General features: G+C 72.2%; 19 protein-coding genes. 1 reads left to right on the top strand and 18 read right to left on the bottom strand.

All coding sequences use genetic code 11. The features are described from left to right. Positions 1-105 precede the first annotated feature (105 nt). From ACP7TJ_RS23945 to ACP7TJ_RS23880, 14 genes are all read right to left on the bottom strand, one after another. On the bottom strand, positions 106-1,728 hold the full coding sequence (locus tag ACP7TJ_RS23945) for a YifB family Mg chelatase-like AAA ATPase (RefSeq protein ID WP_427765236.1): 1,623 nt from the start codon (positions 1,726-1,728) through the stop codon (positions 106-108). A gap of 1 nt (position 1,729) precedes the next feature. Beyond that, positions 1,730-2,176 (bottom strand): YraN family protein, encoded by a 447-nt coding sequence (locus ACP7TJ_RS23940; RefSeq protein ID WP_208839298.1) that lies wholly within the window; start codon positions 2,174-2,176, stop codon positions 1,730-1,732. Between the two features lie 107 nt (positions 2,177-2,283). After that, positions 2,284-2,592: a DUF2469 domain-containing protein gene (locus tag ACP7TJ_RS23935; protein ID WP_003965949.1), complete on the bottom strand. Its 309-nt coding sequence runs from the start codon at positions 2,590-2,592 to the stop codon at positions 2,284-2,286. Between the two features lie 53 nt (positions 2,593-2,645). Next, positions 2,646-3,173 carry an NUDIX hydrolase gene (locus ACP7TJ_RS23930; protein WP_390923831.1) on the bottom strand — a complete coding sequence of 176 codons (528 nt, stop codon included), beginning with the start codon at positions 3,171-3,173 and terminating at the stop codon, positions 2,646-2,648. Next, positions 3,163-3,936, bottom strand: a complete 774-nt coding sequence (gene lepB, locus ACP7TJ_RS23925; RefSeq protein ID WP_427765230.1) for a signal peptidase I — start codon at positions 3,934-3,936, stop codon at positions 3,163-3,165. The genes ACP7TJ_RS23930 and lepB (ACP7TJ_RS23925) overlap by 11 nt, the downstream gene beginning before the upstream one ends. A gap of 57 nt (positions 3,937-3,993) precedes the next feature. Then, the gene (gene lepB / locus ACP7TJ_RS23920) at positions 3,994-4,962 is read right to left on the bottom strand and encodes a signal peptidase I (RefSeq protein WP_093763964.1); all 969 of its coding nucleotides are present in this window, start codon (positions 4,960-4,962) and stop codon (positions 3,994-3,996) included. Further along, positions 4,850-5,950, bottom strand: a complete 1,101-nt coding sequence (gene lepB / locus ACP7TJ_RS23915; protein ID WP_370165039.1) for a signal peptidase I — start codon at positions 5,948-5,950, stop codon at positions 4,850-4,852. The genes lepB (ACP7TJ_RS23920) and lepB (ACP7TJ_RS23915) overlap by 113 nt, the downstream gene beginning before the upstream one ends. Then, complete coding sequence (gene lepB, locus ACP7TJ_RS23910; RefSeq protein WP_266401080.1) at positions 5,943-6,686, bottom strand: signal peptidase I; 744 nt, start codon at positions 6,684-6,686, stop codon at positions 5,943-5,945. The genes lepB (ACP7TJ_RS23915) and lepB (ACP7TJ_RS23910) overlap by 8 nt, the downstream gene beginning before the upstream one ends. A gap of 45 nt (positions 6,687-6,731) precedes the next feature. Beyond that, the gene (rplS, locus tag ACP7TJ_RS23905; RefSeq protein WP_006130445.1) at positions 6,732-7,082 is read right to left on the bottom strand and encodes a 50S ribosomal protein L19; all 351 of its coding nucleotides are present in this window, start codon (positions 7,080-7,082) and stop codon (positions 6,732-6,734) included. A gap of 130 nt (positions 7,083-7,212) precedes the next feature. Then, positions 7,213-8,046 carry a tRNA (guanosine(37)-N1)-methyltransferase TrmD gene (gene trmD, locus ACP7TJ_RS23900; protein ID WP_266401077.1) on the bottom strand — a complete coding sequence of 278 codons (834 nt, stop codon included), beginning with the start codon at positions 8,044-8,046 and terminating at the stop codon, positions 7,213-7,215. Further along, a complete protein-coding gene (gene rimM / locus ACP7TJ_RS23895) occupies positions 8,046-8,606 on the bottom strand; it encodes a ribosome maturation factor RimM (protein WP_167740779.1) in 561 nt (186 codons plus the stop codon). Before rimM ends, trmD begins: the two co-directional genes overlap by 1 nt. Before the next feature lie 83 nt (positions 8,607-8,689). Next, on the bottom strand, positions 8,690-8,929 hold the full coding sequence (locus ACP7TJ_RS23890) for an RNA-binding protein (RefSeq protein ID WP_003973401.1): 240 nt from the start codon (positions 8,927-8,929) through the stop codon (positions 8,690-8,692). A 2-nt stretch (positions 8,930-8,931) separates the two neighbouring features. Next, positions 8,932-9,351: a 30S ribosomal protein S16 gene (gene rpsP / locus ACP7TJ_RS23885; protein WP_093763959.1), complete on the bottom strand. Its 420-nt coding sequence runs from the start codon at positions 9,349-9,351 to the stop codon at positions 8,932-8,934. Between the two features lie 284 nt (positions 9,352-9,635). Further along, positions 9,636-10,232, bottom strand: coding sequence for a hypothetical protein (locus ACP7TJ_RS23880; protein WP_033275912.1), 597 nt, complete (start codon positions 10,230-10,232; stop codon positions 9,636-9,638). Positions 10,233-10,818: 586 nt separating this feature from the next. On the opposite strand from ACP7TJ_RS23880, the gene ACP7TJ_RS23875 reads away from it, so the two are divergent. Next, entirely contained in the window at positions 10,819-11,673 is an 855-nt protein-coding gene (locus ACP7TJ_RS23875; protein ID WP_189912235.1) for a methyltransferase domain-containing protein, read from the top strand. 77 nt (positions 11,674-11,750) lie between these two features. Here the strand turns inward: ACP7TJ_RS23875 and ffh are convergent, their stop codons facing one another. The 4 genes from ffh to ACP7TJ_RS23855 all read right to left on the bottom strand — a co-directional run bounded on the left by ffh (position 11,751) and on the right by ACP7TJ_RS23855 (position 17,593). Continuing rightward, on the bottom strand, positions 11,751-13,301 hold the full coding sequence (gene ffh / locus ACP7TJ_RS23870; protein ID WP_093763957.1) for a signal recognition particle protein: 1,551 nt from the start codon (positions 13,299-13,301) through the stop codon (positions 11,751-11,753). 145 nt (positions 13,302-13,446) lie between these two features. Then, entirely contained in the window at positions 13,447-15,873 is a 2,427-nt protein-coding gene (locus ACP7TJ_RS23865; RefSeq protein WP_387754123.1) for a [protein-PII] uridylyltransferase, read from the bottom strand. A gap of 44 nt (positions 15,874-15,917) precedes the next feature. After that, complete coding sequence (locus ACP7TJ_RS23860; RefSeq protein ID WP_093763955.1) at positions 15,918-16,256, bottom strand: P-II family nitrogen regulator; 339 nt, start codon at positions 16,254-16,256, stop codon at positions 15,918-15,920. After that, positions 16,253-17,593: an ammonium transporter gene (locus ACP7TJ_RS23855; protein WP_189912232.1), complete on the bottom strand. Its 1,341-nt coding sequence runs from the start codon at positions 17,591-17,593 to the stop codon at positions 16,253-16,255. Before ACP7TJ_RS23855 ends, ACP7TJ_RS23860 begins: the two co-directional genes overlap by 4 nt. Positions 17,594-17,728: the final 135 nt, after the last annotated feature.

Genomic DNA, 17,728 nt, shown 5'->3' with positions numbered 1-17,728 from the left:
AACCGCCCGAGCCACTCGGCCCCGCCGGACCCTCGCGCCCGATCCGGTCGGTCGATCCCGTCGATTCCGTGGACCGCGGCGGGCCGTACGGCCCGCTCGCCCCGCTCATACCCCCGCTCCGATCGCCATCGGAACCCCACGCGGGACGCCCGTGCGCAGTTGCAGGGCGAGGGCGACGTCGCCGGCGTCGGGGCGGTCGTGGCCGGCCAGGTCGGCGACGGTCCAGGCGACCCTCAGCACCCGGTCGATCCCCCGCGCGGTCAGCACACCCCGCTCCAGGCTGCGCTCGGCCTCGTCCATGGCGCCCGGCGCGGCCTGCCAGCGGCTGCGCAGCTCCCGCCCCGGGACGTCGCTGTTGAGGCGCCACGGCGTGCCGTGGAACCGCGCGGCGGCGCGTTCCCGGGCCGAGCGCACCCGGTCGGCGACCGTCGCGGTGGTCTCGCCCCGGGCGCCCGTCGCCGTCAGCTCGCCACGGGTGACGGCGTCCACCTCGATCCGCAGATCGACCCGGTCGAGCAGCGGTCCGGAGAGCCGGGCCTGGTAGCGGCGGATCGCCGAGGGCGGGCACTCGCACCGCTCGTCGGTGCGCGAGAACCGGCCGCAGGGGCACGGGTTGGCCGCGAGCACCATGAGGAAGCGAGCCGGGAAGCGCACGACGCCCGCGCTGCGCGCGATGACCACGTGCCCGGCCTCCAGCGGCTGGCGCAGGGCGTCCAGCGCCTTGCTGCTGAACTCGGGGGTCTCGTCCAGGAACAGGACGCCTCGATGGGACAGGGACACCGCTCCCGGCCGTGCCGTCCCCGGGCCGCCGCCCACGAGTGCCTGCATGCTGGCCGAGTGGTGCGGGGCGCAGTAGGGGGCGGTGTCGATCAGCGGACGGCCCGGCGGCAGCAGGCCCGCCACCGAGTGCACGGCCGTCACCTCCAGGGACGCCTGGCGGTCCAGCGGGGGCAGGATGGACGGCATCCGCTCCGCGAGCATCGTCTTGCCGGCGCCGGGCGGTCCCTCCAGGAACAGGTGGTGCCCGCCCGCCGCGGCCACCTCGACCGCCGTGCGCGCCGCGTGCTGGCCCACGACGTCGGCGAGGTCGTGCCCCTGGTCGCACCGGCCGGGACCGCCGCTCATGCCGGTGATCCCTCCGCTGCCGAGGTCGCGCAGCCCCGCCATCAGCGGATCGGGCCGCTCCGGCTCGAGGGGCTCCTCGTCGGGCACCGGCTCGTCGGTGAGGACCGCGATGAGCTGGCGCAGGCTGCGCACGCCCAGCACGGACACGCCCGGCACCAAAGCGGCCTCGGCGGCGGCGCACTTCGGTACCACCACCTGCTCGAAGCCCGCGTCCGCCGCGGCCAGCACGGCCGGCAGGATGCCCCGCACCGGCCGCACCCGGCCGTCCAGCCCCAGCTCGCCGATCATCACGATGTCGGACAGGACCCGGGGGTCGATCCGCTCCGAGGCGCCGAGGACCGCACAGGCCACGGCCAGGTCGAAACCGCTGCCTGCCTTGGGCACCGACGCCGGGCTCAGTCCGACGGTGAGCTTCTTCTGCGGCCACTCGCCGCCGGAGTTGACCACGGCGGCCCTGACCCGGTCGCGGCTCTCCGTGAGGCTCTTGTCCGGCAGCCCCACCAGCGTGAACGCGGCGACTCCCGGCTCCAGGTCGGCCTGCACCTCGACGACCACGCCCTCGACGCCGACGAGGGTCACCGCGCATGTACGGGCGAATCCCATGTCAGGCCACCCCCCTGACGTGCTCGACGACGGGAGCGCCGCGCAGGGGGAGCAGCACGCCGACCAGGTCGATGCGGACACCGCCGGGCGGTGCTCCCCCGTGTTCCTGGAGCCAGCGCTCCGCCAGGCCGCGCAGCCGGCTCGCCTTGGCCGGGGTGATCGCCGCCATGGGGTGCTGGAAGGGCGTGGCGCGGCGGGTCTTCACCTCGCAGACGACCAGGGCGTCGCCGTCCCGGGCGACGATGTCGATCTCGCCGGTCCTGCCGCAGCGCCAGTTGCGCGCCAGCACCGTCATCCCGGCCTGGGTGAGCCGCCGCGCGGCCAGTGTCTCCCCGTATCTGCCGAGCGCCCCACGGGCCCGCCCGCCGCGCCTGGGCTCACCCCGGGCAGCGCGCCCCTGAGCAGCCCCCTGGCCGTCCCGTACCTGCCTGTCCTGCCGTGCGTCCATGTCGGCACCACCTCCGGCGCCAACCGTCACGCATCACCGCGGCCCCCGCCGGGGGACGTGCACAACCCGGCGACTGTGGACAACCCCGCCACCCGCGAGGGTGAACCTCACCCGCCCGGCAGCTCCAGATCGCTCTTGTTGAGCTCCTCGATGTTCACGTCCTTGAACGTGAGCACCCGTACCTGCTTCACGAAGCGGGCGGGCCGGTACATGTCCCAGACCCAGGCGTCCGCCATGGAGACCTCGAAGAACACCTCGCCCTGCACCGAGTGCACCTGCATCTCGTAGTCGTTGGTGAGGTAGAAGCGCCGCTCGGTCTCGATCACGTATTTGAACAGACCGACGACATCGCGGTACTCCCGGTAGAGCTTCAGCTCCATCTCGGTCTCGTACTTCTCGAGGTCCTCGGCGCTCATGGCATGTTCCCCTTCAGCCGTGCGATCCCACCATTGTGCGCCAGTCCCGGGAGTCACCGGACGATTTCGGTGTCCAGGGTCACGGGCGCGGCCGGGGGGCCTTCGTCGAGCAGTGTCCGCAGCAGCCCGGCGAGTTTGGTCGGATACACCGTCTCACGGGCGTGGAGCAGTTCCGGGCAGGTCCACCAGCGAGCTCCGGCGACACTGCGCCTCTCCAGCTCGGTCAGGGCCGTCGCCGCGGTGGCCGTCTGCGCCGTACGGGCCAGGTAGTACCACTCGTCCTGGTCCCACTGGCGGCCCGCGAACGGGAAGGAGCAGCGCCGCCGCCACAGCACCGGGCCGAGTTCGACGTCGGTGATGCCGGTCTCCTCGGCGAGTTCCCTTAGGGCGGCCTGTTCACGGGTCTCGTCGCCCTCCACGCCGCCGCCCGGCGTGAACCACCAGTCGGTGCCGGGGTCGTCCGGTTCATGGCCGTGGAGCAGCAGGATGCGGTCCTGAGGGTCGAGCAGCACCACCCGGGCGACCCTGCGCAGCCCGCCCGTGTATGTGTCCGGTGCCGCCGGCGCCGGCTCAGCGGCCACCGGCGCTCCCCGCGGCGCTCCGGGCCCGGGAGGCGGCCGCCCGCTTGGCCAGCGGCCCGTACGCGGCTCCCGCCAGCACCAGCACCGCGCCGCCGACCACCGCCGCGAGCACGCTCGGCAGCGGTCCCGGCGTGGAGAGCGGGCCGAGGGTCTTGAAGCCGGCGGGCTCGGCGAGCATGCCGTCCATCGGCCAGACGACCGCGTCCACGCGGGCCTGGACGGCGTCACGCGCGACGGTGCCGCTGGCCGCGTCGGTCAGATGGGCCGTGGAGTCGACCGACCCGGAGCGCTCGTCTCCGAGCAGGAACAGGCGGCCCTTCGGCACGGTCACCTCGGGGAAGACGGCGGACCGCGCCATCGGGTCGTCGGGGAGATACGGTTCGTCGATCTCCTTGCCGTTGACCGTGAGCTTGCCGTCCTCGCAGCAGGAGACGGTGTCGCCGCCGACGGCGACCACCCGCTTCACCATGGGCGCGTTCGACCAGGTGGCGTCCCGGAAGACGACGACGTCGCCGCGGCGGACCTCGCCGCCGTCGACGCGCTCCGCCAGCACCCGCTCGCCGGCGTCGATCGTCGGGGCCATCGAGGTGGTCGGCACGGTGTAGGGCCGGTAGGCCACCGCTCCCCAGGCGAACCCGCCGAGGAACAGCACCAGCCCGAGCGCGACGGCCACGTTGGACAGCACCTGACCGGTCCGGCCCGTCCGTACCGTGCCAAAACCGCCGCTGCCCGGGACCGTACGCGTCGTGCTCTGACCACTCATGGGCGGCACCCTACCCGGCGGTACCCGGGCGGGTAAGCCCTCCCCGTGCCCCCGCCGTCAGGCGCGACGGCGCCGCCACAGCGCGAACGGCACCGCGCCGGCCAGCGCGACCGCGGGCGGCGCGACCGTCAGGGCCGCCGCGTTCTGCGCCGGGGTGTTCAGGCCGGGCTGGTCGAAGGTGTCCGGGACGGGCAGGTTGGTCCAGCGGTTGATCGGCCAGGCGATGACCACGGCACGGCCGACGACCTTGTCGACGGGGACGAAGCCCTGGTTCTTGTCGGCCGTGTTGTAGCGGGAGTCCCGCGAGTTCTGCCGGTGGTCACCCATGACCCAGATGTGGCCCTCGGGGACCTTCACCTTGAACTGGCCGCCCTGGTCGTCCTGGCTGCACGGGGTGTTGCCCGGGTAGACGTACGGCTCGTTGAGCGCCTTGCCGTTGACCTTCAGCGGGCCGGTGCCCTTGCACTCGACCGTGTCGCCGCCGACGCCGATGACCCGCTTGATCAGGTCCTTCTCCTCCGCGGACGGCATCAGGCCGATGAAGCTGAGGGCCTTCTGCAGCGCGTTCGGGTCGGGGGTCGGCTCGCCCGCCAGCCAGTTGTCGGGGTCGTGGAAGACGACGACCTCGCCGCGCTCGGGCTCGGAGCCGAACCACGGGGTCAGCTTGTCGACCAGGACCCGGTCACCCCGCTGGAGGGTGTTCTGCATCGAGTCGGAGGGGATCGAGAACGCCTGCACGAGGAACGTCTTGATCAGCAGCGCCAGGACGAGCGCGATACCGATGAGGATCGGCAGCTCCTTCCAGAAGGAGCGCTGCTGCTTCTTCGGCCGGTCCTGCTCCGGACCGTCCGGCCCCTGGCCGCCGGTCCGCGTCCCGTCCTCGTTCACTCCGCCGTCCTCGACCGCACGCTCGTCACTCCCGGAGAACGCGGCGTGGCCCGCGTCCGGGTCGCCCGGACCCGCGGAACGTCCGCGGTGCTCCTCGCCTCCCTGACCGGACCGTGCGCCTACCGCCACATCCCCCACGCCGACTCCTCACTCTCTGCCGCCGCCCGCGCCATGCCCGGCGCAGGCCCACCACTCCCATAACGAGCGGGAGTTCCGCAGGGGTCGGGAGCTGGACAATCTCTTCACGTTGGCCGGGATCGTCCGTGGCAACCCTATGCGACGACGGCGCTCCGGCGATCGACCCCGGCGCCGAGTCGGACACGGAGGCGTACGTCGTGGGCTCGTCGAGGGTGTTCCAGTGGCCGAGCGGCCAGGCGATGACCATGGCGCGGCCCACCACCTCGTCCTCGGAGACGGTACCGCCGTAGTCGGTGTCCTGGTGCGAGCGGGAGTCCGCGGAGTTCGCGCGGTGGTCGCCCATCACCCACAGGCGGCCCTCGGGCACGGTGACGTCGAAGGGCGTCAGCGAGGGGGCGTTGCCGGGGTAGAGGTAGTCCTCGTTCAGCGGGACGCCGTTGACGGTGACGCGGCCCTGGGCGTCGCAGCACCGGACGCGGTCGCCGCCGACCCCCACGACCCGCTTGATGAGGTCCTTCTCGTTCTCCGACGGCAGCAGGCCGATGAAGGTGAGACCCTCCTTGATCTGCTTGATGCCGACCGGGTCCTCCTTCTTCACCGTGGTCCGCTCGTCCTGGAGCCAGCCGCCGGGGTCCTTGAACACGACGACGTCCCCGCGCTGCGGCTTGGACCCGAACCAGGGGGTGAGCTTGTCGACCAGGACGCGGTCGCCGATCTGGATCGTCTGCTCCATGGAGCCGGACGGGATGACGAACGCCTGGACGAGGAACGTCTTCAGCACCAGCGCGATCAGGACGGCGACACCGATGAGGAGGGGGATCTCCTTGACGGCGCTGCGCCTGCGGCGGCGCTTGACCTTGCGCTGCAGCTTGCGCCGCTCGGCGCGGGTGCGGCCGGAGGCCGGGGAGACGGCCCGGCGTGACCCGGTGGGCAGCAGGTTCTCGGCGGCGCTCGCCGGCACGCCGCGGGGCTTTCCGCGGTTACCCATGGCCGCCTCCCGTCGGAGCGGCCGCGGGCGCGGATGCCTCCCCCGCCGGCACCTTGTCGTACGCGTCCGTCGGCTCCAGGCGGCCGGCGCGGCCGAACGGCCACACGAGGCCCTCCGCGCGCCCGACGACCTTCTCGACCGGCACCATCCCGCCACCGGGCGAACCGAGACGGTCACGCGAGTCGCTGGAGCTGCCGCGGTGGTCGCCGAGGACGAAGAGCCGCCCCTCGGGCACGACCACGTCGAACCGCACCGTGGAGGGACTGTCGCCGGGGAACAGGAACCCCGACTCGTCGACCGACCGGCCGTTCACCCGGATCCTCCCCTCCCCGTCACAGCAGACGACATGGTCCCCGCCCACCCCGACAACCCGTTTGATGTAGTCGGCGTCACCGAAATACCCGGTGCCGTCGAACACAATCACGTCGCCGCGGGCCGGCCCGTCGCCGAAGGTGTATGCCAACTTGTTTACGAGAACGCGGTCCCCGACCCTCAATCCCTTCTCCATCGATCCGCTCGGGATCTCGAAGGGGCGCGCCACGAACGTGTTGACCGCCAGCAGGAACAGCAGGCAGAGCAGCAGGGTCAGGGTGATCCGCCCGCCGGGCAGCCAGTCCGTGAAGCGCGACGCCAACGCGGAACGCGACCGCCCCTCCGGCCCCGGCGCGCCCGAGGAGTCCTCGGGGTCCGGGGGGAGGGAGCGGTCGCGCTCCGTCGGCTGTGCTTCGGTGTCCATCGGGGCCAGATGCTATCCGGCCGCGATGTGACGCCGGTAAAGCGCTCAGTTCTCGCGCTTCTCCTTGATCTTCGCGGCCTTGCCGCGGAGCTCACGGAGGTAGTACAGCTTGGCGCGGCGGACGTCACCCTTGGTGACGAGCTCGATCTTCTCCACGATCGGGGTGTGCACCGGGAAGGTGCGCTCGACGCCGACGGAGAAGGAGACCTTGCGGACCGTGAAGGTCTCGCGCACGCCGGAACCCTGGCGGCGGATCACCACGCCCTTGAACTGCTGCACACGGGAGCGGTTGCCCTCGATGACGCGCACGTGGACGTTGACGGTGTCGCCGGGACGGAAGTCCGGGACGTCGCTGCGGAGCGACGCGGTGTCGACGGAGTCGAGCAGGTGAGACATGTCGTCTGCTTTCTTCGCTGATGCCGCAGGTCATCAACGGCACTTGGGTTTCGGATCTGGGCTGTGCGGTCGGGGCGGCGTCGTGTCCCCCTGCGGCAGGGGCGCTCGCCGGACGGCGCACAACAGCGGCCTATTCTTCCACGCCGCCGGTCCTGCGCCAAAATCGGCCGTACGACTCCCCTTCGGGGTCCGGTTCCCAGCCGAGGATGGACAGCATCTCCCGGTCCTTCTTGTCGAAGGCCTTGGGATCACAGCGCTCGACGAGGTCGGGGCGGTGCACGGTGGTCCGCCGCAGCGCCTCGTCGCGCCGCCAGCGGGCGATCTTCCCGTGGTGGCCGCTGAGCAGCACGTCCGGGATCTCCCGGCCGCGCCAGGACGGCGGCTTGGTGTAGACGGGGCCCTCCAGCAGGCCGGCCATGGCGCCGGGGGCGAAGGAGTCGTCGCGGTGCGACTCGGCGTTGCCGAGGACGCCCGGGAGCAGCCGCGCCACCGCCTCGGTGATCACCAGGACCGCGGCCTCGCCGCCGGCCAGGACGTAGTCGCCGATGGACACCTCGTACACCGGCATGCGCGTGGCGTACTCGTCGACGACGCGGCGGTCGATGCCCTCGTAGCGGGCCGGGGTGAAGATCAGCCAGGGCCGCTCGGAGAGGTGGACGGCGAGTTCCTGGGTGAAGGGGCGGCCGCTCGGGGTGGGGACGATCAGGGCAGGCTCGCCGCAGCCGCCCTCGTAGCCGTCCGCCAGGACCGAGTCCAGCGCGTCCCCCCAGGGCTCGGTCTTCATGACCATGCCGGGACCGCCGCCGTACGGGGTGTCGTCGACGGTGTTGTGCCGGTCGTACGTCCAGTCGCGCAGGTCGTGGACGTGCACGCCGAGCTGTCCGCGGGCGCGGGCCTTGCCAACCAGGGAGACGTTCAGCGGGTCGAGGTACTCGGGGAAGATCGTGACGACGTCGAGCCGCATCAGGCGTCGTCCCCGGTCTCCGCGGCGTCCCGGGACGAGGCGACCTCGGCACGGTCGTCGATCAGGCCGGGCGGCGGGTCGATGACCGCGCGCTGCTCCTCCAGGTCGATCTCCGTGACGATCTCCTCGACGAACGGCACGTACACCTCGGTGCCGTCCGGGCGCTCGACGACGAAGAGGTCCTGGGTGGGCAGATGGGAGATCTCGGTGATCCGGCCGACCTCCTCGCCGTCCTTGGTGACGACGTCCAGGTCGATCAGCTGATGGTCGTAGTACTCGTCCTCACCCTCGGGCAGTTCCTCGGGGTCGACGTCGGCGATCAGCAGGGTGTTGCGCAGCGCCTCGGCGCCGGTGCGGTCGTGGACGCCCTCGAAGCGGAGCAGCAGGCGGCCGCTGTGGACCCGGCCGCTCGCGATGGTCAGCGGCCCGGCGGAGGCCGGGTCGGTGGCCAGCACGGCGCCGGGGCCGAGCCTCAGCTCCGGCTCGTCGGTGCGGACCTCGACGGTGACCTCGCCCTTGATGCCGTGGGCGCGGCCGATACGCGCGACTACCAGCTGCACTGTGTTGGTTCTCCTGTCATACGACTGCGGGCCGGGGACGGCCCAGTGGCCCTCCCCGGCCCGAGCCGGTGCTGCTTACGGCGTCAGCGGACGTGGTCCACGTCGACGAGGTCGACACGGACACCGCGGCCGCCGATGGCGCCCACGACGGTGCGCAGAGCGCGTGCGGTGCGGCCGTTGCGGCCGATCACCTTGCCGAGGTCGTCCGGGTGGACCCGGACCTCGAGCACGCGACCGCGGCGCAGGTTGCGCGAGGCCACCTGCACATCGTCAGGGTTGTCGACGATGCCCTTCACGAGGTGCTCGAGAGCCTCCTCGAGCATGCTCAGGCCTCGGTCGACGCGGACTCAGCGGCGGCCTCGTCCTTCTTCTCAGCCTTCTTCTTCTGGGTGATGGCCTCACCCTTGCCCTCGTCGTCGCCGCCGATCGCCTCGAAGGACGGGCGGGCGGGCTTCTCGGGCTGCTGCAGCAGAGGCGCCGGGGCGGGCTCGCCCTTGAACTTCTGCCAGTCGCCGGTCTTCTTCAGGATGGCGAGCACGGGCTCGGTCGGCTGGGCGCCGACGGAGAGCCAGTACGCCACGCGATCGGCGTCGACCTCGATCACCGACGGGTTGTACGTCGGGTGGTACTTGCCGATCTCCTCGATGGCCCGGCCGTCACGGCGGGTACGGGAGTCGGCGACGACGATGCGGTAGTGAGGCGAACGGATCTTGCCCAGACGCTTCAGCTTGATCTTGACTGCCACGGGAGTGGGTTCTCCTGGATTTGACGTGGTTGGGCACGGCGGGAAGGCCGCGTGGGGTTGCGGTACCCGAGTGCCCGATGGACGCGTCAGCCGGAGGAGAGAGGGGTCCTGTGCGGCTGTCGAGTACAGCTAGCCATTGTGCCACACCCCGAGGGGCCGGACGGTTCCGGGGTGAGGGCACGTGGGCACGACGAAGCGGCACCCGGCGCATGGTGCTTCTGGCGTCGGGTGCGCCCGATGGCCGGCGGGGGCTGGGGCCCCGGCACCCACGAGGTGCCGGGGACTCAGCTCGCCGCGACGACTTCCGGGATCCGGAACGGCTTTCCGCAGCCGCCGCAGACGATGGGCGCCTGCGCCAGCACGGACGGGACGACGCGCACGTTGCGGCCGCAGTCGCAGACCGCCTTCACGCGCACCCCGCCGCCGGACGAGCCGTGCCGCGCGGCCGGACCGCGGAAGCTGCGGGCGGTGTCGCCCGCCGTCGCCGCGGTGTGGGCCTTGAGGGCGCGCTGGAGACGCTCCGTCGTCGGGCGGTACCGGCGCTTCGCCTCGGGGGTGAGCGTGACCAGCGAGAAGCCGCTGCTCGGGTGCGGCTCCTCGGGGTGGTCCAGGCCCAGCTCCTCGGCGATGGCCAGGAACCTGCGGTTGTGGTACCGCCCGGCTCGGGACGTGTCGCGCACGCCGCGCGCGGCGGCGATGCCGTGGACTGCCTCGTGCAGCAGTCGCTCGAAGGAGAGTTCGTGCCCGCACGCGGACGACGACTCCCCGATCAGGGACTCGGGCGCGGCAAGATCGGGCAGTTCGGGGTGGTACCGCTGAATGTCGGCCCACGCCTGTGCCAGCTCTGCGGCGAGAACAGGTGGTGTCTGTGTCGTGCTCACGTAATGACAACGAGCCTGGGTGCCTCTGTGTTCCGATTCCGGGGCATCCCAAATAATTTGCACGTACCCGTCAGTTGCCACTGATGCGCCCTGACGACCACGGGTGCGCTGATCTGCGGAGAAGCCACGCAGCTCACCGCAAGGTGGTGCGTAGGCTGACGTACGCCCCCGCGTGTATCCGGTCTGCACGCGCCGGTGCGCGTGCGCCCCACGGACGCGCAAGAGCCCTTTCGGCCGCCCTCGTGGCGGGAAGCGGCGTCCGGTTCACCCGGAACGCCGTGACGGCAGAACCTACCGGGTCCGCCCCCGGCACCGCGAACCGGCCCTCCCCCGCCCCCGGAGCCCTCGCCGCCGATGGCCGGAACCGTTCCGCGGACGTCTCCCCCATGGCGGACCGTACGGCCCCCGATTACCGGAACGTGAATTCTTGCCACTGGCACGAGCAACTACCAAACGGCCGTCCCCTTCCACTGGACGACACGTCGAGGGCGGAGTTACCTGGCATACGGGGGATGTGCGGGCGCACTGCACGGGGGCCAGGACAACGGGCACTGCGGCAACTCTCGGCTGATTGGGGCGCTTACCTATGACACCTACGCTCGTGCGGCAGCACCCGTCACGCACGGGGGCGGCCCCGCGCGTGGACCTGCGGGCACGCGCGCGTGACTGGTCCGAGATCCAGGAACGGATGCTCGTACCGCTCTACGAGGCGGTGTACGAGCGACTCGACGTGGGCCCGGCGACCCGGCTGCTGGGCCTCGGCTGCGGCTCCGGGCTGGCCCTGCTGATGGCGGCCTCCCGCGGCGCGGCGATCACCGGTGTGGACACCTCGTCCGACCGGCTGGCCCTCGCCCGGGAGCGGCTGCTGCCGGACGAGCGGGACACCACCCCGCACACCGGCGCCCGGATCGTGCGGGGCTCCCCCGCCGAGGCCGTCCCCGCCGACGCCGCCGGGTACACCGTGGTGACCGCCTTCGAACCGATCGGGTGCCTCTCCGGCGACGCGGAGGGACTGGGCGAACTGCTCGCCGAGGCGCTGCCGCTGGCCGGGCACGGGGCGGCCGTGGTGCTGGCCGGCTGGGGCCCGCCGGAGCGCTGCACCACCGCGACGGTGCTGCGGGTCGCCGCCAAGCTGGCGGAACCGCTGCGCGGCGCGGACGCCTGGCGCCCCACCGAGCGCGACGACCTGGAGCGGGTCGCCGAGCGCGCGGGACTGCGGCCCGACGGCTCCGGACGGGTGGCCTGCCCCTTCGGCTACGCGGACGCCGACAGCGCCGTACGGGGCCTGAAGTCGACGGGTCTGTTCGACCCGGCGATCGCCGCCACCGACCAGGTGCAGGTCGACAAGGAGCTGACCGAGGCCCTCCACCCCTACCAGCGCGCGGACGGCACCGTGTGGATGCCGAACGTGTTCCGCTATCTCGTCGCGCGCGTGCCCTGACACGCACGGCACGCGGAACGCCGCAGGGGCGCCTCCTCCTACGAGGAGAGCGCCCCTGCGGCGTTCGTGCGCGGGTCTCAGCCCATGAACTTCTTGAACTCGTCGGGCAGCTCGAAGTCCTTGCCGCCCTGCTGGGGCAGACCGAAGGCGCCTCCGCCCTGGGCCGCCGCCGCGCGGCGCGCGGCCTCCTCCTGCTCCTGCTGCTTGCGCTTCATCGGGTTGCCGGAGCGCTGCTTGCCCTTGGCCTGCTTCTGCTTCTTCTTGCCGCGGCCGGGACCGCCGCCCATGCCCGGCATCCCGGGCATCCCCGGCATGCCGCCGCCCTGCGCCATGCGGGACATCATCTTCCGCGCCTCGAAGAACCGCTCGACCAGGTTCTTCACCGCGCTGACCTCGACACCGGAACCCTTGGCGATACGGGCGCGGCGCGAACCGTTGATGATCGTCGGGTCCTGACGCTCGCCGGGCGTCATCGACTTGATGATCGCGGCGGTGCGGTCGACGTCCCGCTCGTCGAGGTTGTTGATCTGGTCCTTGATCTGGCCCATGCCCGGGAGCATGCCGAGCAGCTTGGAGATGGAGCCCATCTTGCGGACCTGCTCCATCTGGGCGAGGAAGTCGTCCAGGGTGAAGTCCTGGCCCTTCTTCGACGCCAGCTTGGAGGCCATCCGCTCGGCCTCTTCCTGGCTGAACGTCTTCTCCGCCTGCTCGATCAGGGTGAGCAGGTCACCCATGTCGAGGATGCGGGAGGCCATCCGGTCCGGGTGGAAGGCGTCGAAGTCGTCGAGCTTCTCACCGTTGGACGCGAACATGATCGGCTTGCCGGTGACCTGCCGGATCGACAGGGCGGCGCCACCGCGGGCGTCACCGTCGAGCTTGGACAGCACCACGCCGTCGAAGCCGACGCCGTCGCGGAAGGCCTCGGCGGTGTTGACGGCGTCCTGGCCGATCATGGCGTCGACGACGAACAGGATCTCGTCAGGGCTGACGGCGTCCCTGATGTCCGCGGCCTGCTGCATCATCTCCTGGTCGATGCCCAGGCGGCCGGCGGTGTCCACGATCACGATGTCGTGGACCTTGGCGCGGGCGTGGTCGATGGAGTCCTTGGCGACCTTCACCGGGTCGCCGACGCCGTTGCCCGGCTCGGGCGCGTAGACGGCGACGCCGGCCCGCTCGGCGACCACGCTGAGCTGGTTGACGGCGTTGGGGCGCTGGAGGTCGGCGGCGACCAGCAGCGGGGAGTGGCCCTGGTCCTTGAGCCACTTGCCGAGCTTGCCCGCGAGGGTGGTCTTGCCGGCGCCCTGCAGACCCGCGAGCATGATCACGGTCGGGGGCTGCTTGGCGAAGCGCAGGCGGCGGGTCTCGCCGCCGAGGATCTGGACGAGCTCGTCGTTGACGATCTTGAGAACCTGCTGGGCAGGGTTCAGCGCCTTGGAGACCTCCGCGCCGAGCGCACGCTCCTTGACGTTCTTGATGAACGAGCGGACGACGGGCAGGGCCACGTCGGCCTCGAGGAGGGCGATGCGGATCTCACGCGCCGTGGCGTCGATGTCCGCCTCGGACAACCTGCCTTTGCCGCGGAGGTTTTTGAAAGTCGCGCTGAGGCGGTCGGAGAGGGTATCGAACACGGTGGCGTCGGTCCTCGAGGTCGGGGGCGGAACTGGGCTGCCCTCCAGGGTATCCGGCCCCGCAAGCAAATCGCCCCCGCCTGCCGTGGCCGGCTGCCGGGGGCGAGGCCCGTGCCGCGCACGCTTCCGTGCGGCACGGAGGTGGTCACGCCCGCAGTGCCTCCTCCAGCTTCCGTGCCACAGCCACCGCCTCTTCACCCGGCAAAGGCACACCCTGCTCCTGCGTCACGTAAAAGGCGTCCACCGCGTTCGCGCCCAAGGTGCTCACATGCGCACTCCGCACCCGTACCGCCGCGTCCTCCAGCGCCCGCCCGATGCGGAACAGCAGGCCCGGCGCGTCCTGCGCGCGCACCTCGATCACCGTGGCGTGCCGGGAGGCGGCCGGGGCGACCGTCACCCGCGGGGGCGGGGCGACCACCCCGCGGCGCCTCGGGTACGCGGCGTCCCGTTCGGCGAGGCGGGCGGAGATGTCCAGGCTGCCGTCCAGGGCACGGACCAGGTCGGCGCGGAGCCGGGCGGCCTGCGGCAGCGAGCCGTACTCGGCGGCGACCCGCCAGTCCAGCAGCAGCACGGAGCCGTCGACGCCGTCCGGGAGATCCAGCGAGCGCAGTTCGGCCGTGCGCACGGTCAGCCGGTGCATGGCGAGCACGCCGGCCACCGCGGGCAGCACGCCCGCCTGCTCGGGCACGGCGATCAGCAGCTCCACGCCGAGCGGTTCCGGGTCGTCGGAGGGCTCGGCGGCCGGCTCCGTCTGCGCCCGCAGGGACAGCACGGGGGCGCCGGTGGCGACGGCCTCCAGGGCGAGCCGCTCGTGCTGCGCGGTGGGCAGGGCCTCCTCGGGGTCGGGCGGAGTCTGGCCCGCCAGCACGGCGGAGACCCGCTTGACCAGGTCGGCGACCAGTGCGGCGCGCCAGGAGGACCAGGCGGCCGGTCCGGTGGCGAGGGCGTCCGCCTCGGTGAGGGCGTGCAGCAGCTCCAGCGTGCCCGGGGAGCCGACGGCCTCGGCGACGGACCGCACGGTGGCGGGGTCGTCGAGGTCGCGCCGGGTGGCGGTCTCCACGAGCAGCAGGTGGTGGCGTACGAGGGTGGCGACCACGGTGACGTCGGCGGGGTCGAAGCCGATGCGGGCGGCCACGTCCCGGGCGATGACCTCCCCTGCGACCGAGTGGTCGCCGGGCCAGCCCTTGCCGATGTCGTGCAGCAGGGCGGCGATGAGCAGCAGGTCGGGACGGCTGACCCGGCGGGTGAACGCGGAGGCGCGCACGGCGGTCTCGATGAGGTGCCGGTCGACGGTCCACAGGTGGACGGCGTTGCGCTGCGGGCGGCAGCGCACCCGGTCCCAGTCGGGGAGCAGCAGGCTGATCAGGCCCTCGGCCTCCAGCGCCTCCCAGACGTCGACGGTGGGCCGGCCGGAGCCCAGCAGGGTGAGGAGCTGCTGGCGTGCCTCGGCGGGCCAGGGCGAGGGGAGGGCGCGGGCGCCGGCGGCCATGCGGCGTACGGCGTGCAGGTTGAGGGGGAGGCCGGCCTGGGCGGCGGCGGCCGCGGCGCGGAGCGGGAGCACGGGGTCGCGGTCGGGGCGCGCGGCGCGGGCGAGCACCACTTCGCCGTCCTGCTCCACGACGCCCTCGGCGAGCGGGGACCGCTCGGGCGCGGGCTTGCCTCCGCCCAGCATGGCGCGCAGCCGGGGCCGTACGGACCGGGAGCGCAGGACGCGGCCGACCTCGCGCCAGGTGACGTCGCCCGCGTAGGCGATGACCCGGGCGGCCTCGTAGACCTGGCGGAGCAGGGCGTCGGCGTCGAGCAGGCCGAGTTCGGCGGCGACCTGGTCCTGTTCCTGGAGGGCGAGCCGGTCGGTGGCGCGTCCCGTGGTCAGGTGCAGGGCGTCGCGTACGTCGAGGAGGCCGGAGCGGGCCTCGGCGAGTCCTTCGCGGGGGGCGTCGGCGAGCCAGGAGGCGGCCACCGCGCGCAGGGCGGTGACGTCGCGCAGTCCGCCGCGGGCCTCCTTGAGGTCGGGTTCCAGGAGGTACTGCAGTTCGCCCTGGCGTGCGGCGCGCTCCTCGCACAGCTCCCGCAGGGCGGGCAGCCGCTTGGGGGCCTGGTTGCGCCAGTCGGCGAGGACGGTGGTGCGCAGGGCGGTGGTGAGGCCGAGGTCGCCGGCGATGTGCCGGGCGTCCAGCAGGCCGAGCTGGACCTTGAGGTCCTCCCCCGCGGTCCTGCGGGCCTCCGCCGGGGTGCGGACGGAGTGGTCGAGGGCGAGGCCGAGGTCCCAGACCGGGTACCAGAGGCGGTCGGCGAGCGCGGAGACGGCGCCGGTGGCGCTGCCGTCGTGGAGCAGCAGCAGGTCGAGGTCGCTGCGCGGGGAGAGTTCCGCGCGTCCGTAGCCGCCGACGGCGACGAGGGACACCCCGCGCGCTCCGGGGGCGCCGGCCGCGAAGAGTCCGGCGAGCCAATCGTCGGTGAGACCGGCGAGCGCGGAACGGCGCGGCGGCCCGGACCGCGCCTTCTCGTTGAGAAGGCGCAGCCGGGCCGCCGCGTAGCCGCCGGGTCCCGAGTTCTCTGCCTGGCCGTGCATGTCCGTCCTCGTCACCCGGCGACTCCTGTTCGGTCGGTCTGCTGTCAGAGCGCGTCCGGGCCGCGCTCGCCGGTCCGGACCCGTACGGCCGTCTCGACGGGGATGGTCCACACCTTGCCGTCGCCGATCTTGCCGGTGCGGGCGGCCTTGACCACGACGTCGACGATCTGTTCGGCGTCGTCGTCCTCGACCAGGACCTCGATGCGGACCTTGGGCACCAGGTCGACCGTGTACTCGGCGCCGCGGTAGACCTCGGTGTGGCCGCGCTGGCGGCCGTAGCCGCTGGCCTCGGTGACGGTCAGACCGTGGACTCCGAAGGCCTGGAGGGCCTCCTTGATCTCGTCGAGCCGGTGCGGCTTGACGACGGCGGTGATGAGCTTCATGCGTCCACCTTCTTGCTCTCGGCCGGGGCGGCGGGGCTGCTGGCCGGCGTACGGGCCGCGCCGCCGCCCGCGCCGCTGAAGTCGTATGCGGTCTCGGCGTGCTCGGCCTGGTCGATGCCGGCCACCTCCTCGTCCTCGGAGACTCGCATACCGATGGTCTTGTGGATCAGGAGGGCCAGGACCGCGGAGGCGACCAGGGAGTAGGCGAGGACGCCGAAGACACCGGCGCACTGCTTCCAGAACTGGTCGAGGCCGCCGCCGTAGAAGAGGCCCGCGACGTCGGACTGGCCCTTGCCGGTGGCGAAGAAGCCGATGAGCAGGGAGCCGATGATGCCGCCTACGAGGTGGACGCCGACGACGTCGAGGGAGTCGTCGTAGCCGAGCTTGTACTTGAGGCCGACGGCCATGGCGCACAGCACACCCGCGATGAGGCCGACCGCGATGGCGCCGAGCGGGGAGACCGCGCCGCCCGCCGGGGTGATGGCGACCAGGCCGGAGACCGCGCCGGAGGCGGCGCCCAGCGTGGTGAACGCGCCGTGGCGGATCTTCTCGTAGGCGAGCCAGCCGAGGACCGCGGCGCCGGTGGCGACCTGGGTGTTGACGAACATCAGCGCGCCGACGCCGTCGTCGTTGCCCAGCCACGAGCCGGCGTTGAATCCGAACCAGCCGAACCACAGCAGACCGGCGCCGAGCATGACCAGCGGGAGGCTGTGCGGACGCATCGGGTCCTTCTTGAATCCGATGCGCTTGCCGATGACGAGGATGACACCGAGGGCGGCCGCACCGGCGTTGATGTGGACCGCGGTACCGCCGGCGAAGTCGATGACGCCGAGCTCGAAGGCCCAGCCGCCGGATCCCCAGACCCAGTGGGCCACCGGGAAGTAGACGACGGTGACCCACAGGGCGACGAACAGGGCCCACGCGGTGAACTTCACACGGTCCGCGAGGGCACCGCTGATCAGCGCGGGCGTGAGGACGGCGAACATCAGCTGGAAGACCAGGAAGACGAACACGGGGATGGTGTAGCCGTCCCACAGCTCCGTCAAGCCGATGTCGCTCAGCCCCACCCAGTCGGAGTTCCAGCCGACGAGGCTGCCCTTGTCGTCGCCGAACGCGACGGAGAACCCGTAGAGCACCCACAGGATGGTGACGATGCCCAGGCTGATGAAGCTCATCATCAGCATGTTCAGGGTGCTCTTGACCCGGACCATGCCTCCGTAGAAGAAGGCCAGACCGGGGGTCATGAGCATCACCAGGGCGGAACAGATGAGCATGAACCCTGTGTTGGCGGCGGACAGCGTGGGCGCGTCTGCTGCCAGGGTGATGGCTTGTGCCATCGGCGTCTCCTCGTCGTTGGTACGGCCCCGTGCGGGCGAAGCCTTGAGCGGATTGAGGGGTGGGCCGGTTATGCGCCATGAGATTGGCGCAGCGCCGTTTCGGTGGAAGCCCCTCGTTGTTTCGCCGCCGTGACG

Origin of the sequence: Streptomyces sp. DSM 41931, from assembly GCF_050271085.1 — a bacterium.
GTDB classification, from domain to species: Bacteria; Actinomycetota; Actinomycetes; order Streptomycetales; family Streptomycetaceae; genus Streptomyces; species Streptomyces albogriseolus.
This window is presented reverse-complemented; position numbering and strand designations above follow the sequence as displayed.

Excerpts from the sequence above, each read along its gene's own strand:
- ACP7TJ_RS23945 (WP_427765236.1), bottom strand. The coding sequence starts at position 1,728 with ATGGGATTCGCCCGTACATGCGCGGTGACCCTCGTCGGCGTCGAGGGC.
- ACP7TJ_RS23940 (WP_208839298.1), bottom strand. The coding sequence starts at position 2,176 with ATGGACGCACGGCAGGACAGGCAGGTACGGGACGGCCAGGGGGCTGCT.
- ACP7TJ_RS23935 (WP_003965949.1), bottom strand. The coding sequence starts at position 2,592 with ATGAGCGCCGAGGACCTCGAGAAGTACGAGACCGAGATGGAGCTGAAG.
- lepB (WP_427765230.1), bottom strand. The coding sequence starts at position 3,936 with ATGAGTGGTCAGAGCACGACGCGTACGGTCCCGGGCAGCGGCGGTTTT.
- lepB (WP_370165039.1), bottom strand. The coding sequence starts at position 5,950 with ATGGGTAACCGCGGAAAGCCCCGCGGCGTGCCGGCGAGCGCCGCCGAG.
- lepB (WP_266401080.1), bottom strand. The coding sequence starts at position 6,686 with ATGGACACCGAAGCACAGCCGACGGAGCGCGACCGCTCCCTCCCCCCG.
- rplS (WP_006130445.1), bottom strand. The coding sequence starts at position 7,082 with ATGTCTCACCTGCTCGACTCCGTCGACACCGCGTCGCTCCGCAGCGAC.
- trmD (WP_266401077.1), bottom strand. The coding sequence starts at position 8,046 with ATGCGGCTCGACGTCGTCACGATCTTCCCCGAGTACCTCGACCCGCTG.
- ACP7TJ_RS23890 (WP_003973401.1), bottom strand. The coding sequence starts at position 8,929 with ATGCTCGAGGAGGCTCTCGAGCACCTCGTGAAGGGCATCGTCGACAAC.
- ACP7TJ_RS23875 (WP_189912235.1), top strand. The coding sequence starts at position 10,819 with ATGACACCTACGCTCGTGCGGCAGCACCCGTCACGCACGGGGGCGGCC.
- ACP7TJ_RS23865 (WP_387754123.1), bottom strand. The coding sequence starts at position 15,873 with ATGCACGGCCAGGCAGAGAACTCGGGACCCGGCGGCTACGCGGCGGCC.
- ACP7TJ_RS23860 (WP_093763955.1), bottom strand. The coding sequence starts at position 16,256 with ATGAAGCTCATCACCGCCGTCGTCAAGCCGCACCGGCTCGACGAGATC.
- ACP7TJ_RS23855 (WP_189912232.1), bottom strand. The coding sequence starts at position 17,593 with ATGGCACAAGCCATCACCCTGGCAGCAGACGCGCCCACGCTGTCCGCC.